The sequence below is a fragment of the Caldivirga sp. UBA161 genome (assembly GCF_002506515.1).
In the GTDB taxonomy this organism is placed as follows: Archaea; Thermoproteota; Thermoprotei; order Thermoproteales; family Thermocladiaceae; genus Caldivirga.
Genome location: NZ_DAXS01000045.1, coordinates 3,079 through 6,613 on the forward strand (window position 1 = coordinate 3,079; position 3,535 = coordinate 6,613).

At 45.5% G+C, this 3,535-nt stretch carries 4 protein-coding genes; all 4 read left to right on the plus strand.

All coding sequences use genetic code 11. The features are described from left to right. Nucleotides 1-67 precede the first annotated feature (67 nt). Nucleotides 68-943: an SPFH domain-containing protein gene (locus BP896_RS05165; protein WP_291766437.1), complete on the plus strand. Its 876-nt coding sequence runs from the start codon at nt 68-70 to the stop codon at nt 941-943. A 5-nt stretch (nt 944-948) separates the two neighbouring features. Beyond that, nucleotides 949-1,374 (plus strand): hypothetical protein, encoded by a 426-nt coding sequence (locus BP896_RS05170; protein ID WP_291766439.1) that lies wholly within the window; start codon nt 949-951, stop codon nt 1,372-1,374. Between the two features lie 24 nt (nt 1,375-1,398). Next, nucleotides 1,399-1,920: a hypothetical protein gene (locus tag BP896_RS05175; RefSeq protein WP_291766441.1), complete on the plus strand. Its 522-nt coding sequence runs from the start codon at nt 1,399-1,401 to the stop codon at nt 1,918-1,920. 350 nt (nt 1,921-2,270) lie between these two features. Further along, nucleotides 2,271-3,535, plus strand: a 1,265-nt coding sequence (locus BP896_RS05180; protein WP_291766451.1) for a hydantoinase B/oxoprolinase family protein, incomplete at its 3' end; no start/stop codon positions are given.

The window sequence follows — 3,535 nt, forward strand, 5'->3', positions numbered from 1 at the left end:
GCAATTAATAAATTCAATGGGCTGAGTTTGAATAATATTTATAAGTAAGCCTCAGTTACCTTACATTATGTCTATAAGAGCACAGGTAATATCAACAGTTAATGAAAAGGGTATAGATGAAATGGGCCCCAATGACCTAATCGTTAAGTATCATTCGGTTGATGTTAGGACTAGGTCGAGGCTAATAGTTTATTCAAACCAGAAGGCTGTGGTTAGGTTCCAGGGTCAAATAACTGGTGTATTTGATCCAGGTGCCCATGACTTACAAACCCCCGCTAACCCAGTTTCGCAATTCTTCGCTAGGCTTCAATACTCAGGTAATTTACCGTGGGAGGTGGAGGTGCTTTACGTTAGCACCGCACGCCATGAGGCTAGGAGTGAGGGTGCAACTCAAACTAAGGAGCTTGTACCAATGAGGTACCAGGTAGCCTACTACTTCGCAATATCTGACCCAGTTAAGTTCATTAACTCAATTCAATTCAGTGAACTCAAGTACACTGTTAATGATTTCGCAGTATTCCTATCACCCATAGTTGATCAGTCAGTCTCCCAGGTACTTAACATGACTTCGCTAAGTGAGATTTACGCTAATCTACATAAGGTAACAGACGCCGTAACGGCATCCCTTAGGTCAGTCATGGATGAAATGGGTGTTAACCTACTCACCTGTAGGATTGTTAGGCTTGAGCCTGAGGATGAAACCATGAGGAGGATAATACAGTTCACTGCAATAGGCCTAGATCCAACCACCGCTATTAGGGCTAGGTTAGCTGAAGTAATGGCTCAACGCTCAGACCCAGCTGCAACAAACATGATGCTTGGCGTACCCTACTACCCAATAAACCTGGTTATTGGTGGGGCTGGCGTACTACCTCAGATTCAGCAGATTACACCAGGCATTAAGCCAAGTGAGAAGCCTAGGGAGAGGGGGGAGGAAGAGTAGGGGTTATGAGTACTAGGGATATTAGATACGGGGCCATTGCTGGAATTGGCTACTCATTCGTGGTATCAATATTAACAATTCTCCTAGAACTCCTAGCCAACGTATTCTACCCAGTACCCATAATCCTCAGCCCACTCTGGGCAATATATAGGGGGCTTTGGGTTAACCTACTCTTAATACTAGCCCTCTACGGGCTCCTAATAATCTTCGTTAAGCCATATAAGTCAGAGAGCTTAATGAGCTATAATAGGCAGTTGTTTGCACCAACGTTAAGAGTAGCTGTATACACTATAATTGCTGAAGCCGTCTTAACGATAACAGTGGACTCCTATAGTGGGCCATTTAGGACTAAGGCTGGATTATTCATAGTGATTAACATTATTGCTGGGCTACTGGGCGGTTACCTTGGTGTTAAATTGAGTAAGCCTTAAATTCACTAGGCTGGTGAAGTGAATATGAGTAATCAGGGTGGTGAACGAGATACACCAATATCTGAATCACCTTTAACGCCATTGGAGAGGCTTCAATTAATGGTGCCTGGCTTTAGGGGTTATAAGGTTAAGGACTTGATTAGGCAGGATGATTTCCTTGTTAGGAAGGCTGCGGCATCAATGCTTGAGGAGGCTAGGGGCCTCATTGAGAGGGCTGAGGAGGAGGTGGCCCGTGGTAATCCATTTGACCCACTAATACAGCAGTATGAGGCTGTATTGAGTAATCTAAGGAGCCTAATAGCTGAAGTCTGGGGGGCACCGACTGGTGATGCAGGTATGCATGATAGGTTTAAGGTATTCCCAGAAAACTTGGAGAAGCTAGTTGAATACGACTTGAAGCTTGTTGATTTAGCGAAGGCAATACTTGAGTCGGCGAAGGCTAGGGCTAATCTACAGCTTATTAATTCAATGATTAGTGATGCCAGGGCCCACGTCATTGAAAGGCAGAAGCTACTAATACCTGAAAAGCTTAGTGAAAAGTGGTAATTTAGCGCCCCTCCCCTTCGCAGTGCTTTCCAATTACTTTTCGATGATTTTAATTCCGTGAGGGGGTTAACCCTCAGTGCGGGCCCAATGCAATTGGGTTCCCGATTCATGGCCTTAGTCAATACATTGAGCATCACATCCTCCGGGTTAAGCCCCTCTTCCTCAGCTCCTCCACTATTGTGCCTGGTATAATCACCCCCAGTCATTAAGGCATACTGCGCCTAAGCTGGTTTACGCCTTCACTTAATTATACCGCATGGGAAGTACCTAAAATAGCCATGATCCTATCCAATAGGCTTAAGGTTTAAGGGAAATGGAATACTTATATGGGGCTGTATTAATTACTTTAGGTGGCTTCGTGGGAGTTAATATTCAGGGCGTCAGTATTCATTACTGAGGAGATGGGTGTTGCCCTACGTAGGTCAGCCTTCTCACCCAATATTCGTGAGAGGATGGATCATAGCTGCGCCTTAATTGACCCTAATGGTAATGTTATAGCCCAGGCGGAGCATATTCCAGTTCACCTAGGTTCCTTCAGGATTGGGGTTAGGAACACCCTTAATTGGCTTAGTGGGGAGGGTGTTGAGCTTAAGCCAGGCGACTCAATACTACTCAATGATCCATACTTATCAGGCACTCATCTAAATGACGTAATGGTCATGGAGCCCGTTTACGTTAATAATAGGCTCATAGCCTATGTAGTTAATAAAGCCCACCACGTTGACGTCGGTGGGCCTGCACCAGGCAGTATTAATCCCAGCGCCAAGACTATATATGAGGAGGGGTTAGTGATACCGCCAATTAAGGTAACTAAGGGTGGTGAATTAAACCGCGACTTAATTAACATAATATTAAGTAATTTCAAAACCCCTGAAACGGCCATAGGTGACTTAACCGCCCAATTATCGGCTAATAGGGTTGGTGCATTAAGGGTTAGGGAGTTGGTGGGTAAGTATGGTGTTGATAATGTTATTGAGGCTTGGCGTAGTGGAATCGAGTATGGTAGGAGGCTAACACTGCTTGAAACCTCAAGGTGGCCTAACGGCTCCTATGAGGCTGTGGATTACATTGAGCTCAATGATGGCTTACTTCCAATAAGGGTTAAAGTAACTGTTAGGGATGGCTTAATTAACGCCGACTTCACTGGAACCCATAGTCAAGTGGAGGCGCCGGTGAATGCTGTAATGGGTGTAACCTTCTCGGCTGTTTCCTTCGTAGTTAGGTCACTGATTAAGGGTGATGTACCAACTAATGAGGGCTTCTACAGTGTAATCAGCGTCAATGCACCTGAGGGTACTCTGGTTAACCCATTGAAGCCAGCCCCAGTGGGTGGGGGTAATGTTGAAACCAGCCAGAGGATAACCGACGTGGTGTTTAGGGCCTTAGCCAACGCCCTACCGCAATTAGTCCCCGCGGCTGGCTCGGGGACAATGATGAATCTAATGATGGGTGGTTCATTACCCAATGGAGGCTACTGGGCCTATTACGAGACCATTGGTGGTGGTACTGGTGGTAGGCCTGGTAAGCCTGGTGTTTCAGGTGTTCACGTTAATATGACCAATACGCTTAATACACCCATTGAGGTTGCTGAGAGGCAGTACCCAATCTTATTTAC

Bases quoted from the DNA above. Each gene is read 5' to 3' on its own strand.
- BP896_RS05165 (WP_291766437.1), top strand. From the start codon at position 68: ATGTCTATAAGAGCACAGGTAATATCAACAGTTAATGAAAAGGGTATA.
- BP896_RS05170 (WP_291766439.1), top strand. From the start codon at position 949: ATGAGTACTAGGGATATTAGATACGGGGCCATTGCTGGAATTGGCTAC.
- BP896_RS05175 (WP_291766441.1), top strand. From the start codon at position 1,399: ATGAGTAATCAGGGTGGTGAACGAGATACACCAATATCTGAATCACCT.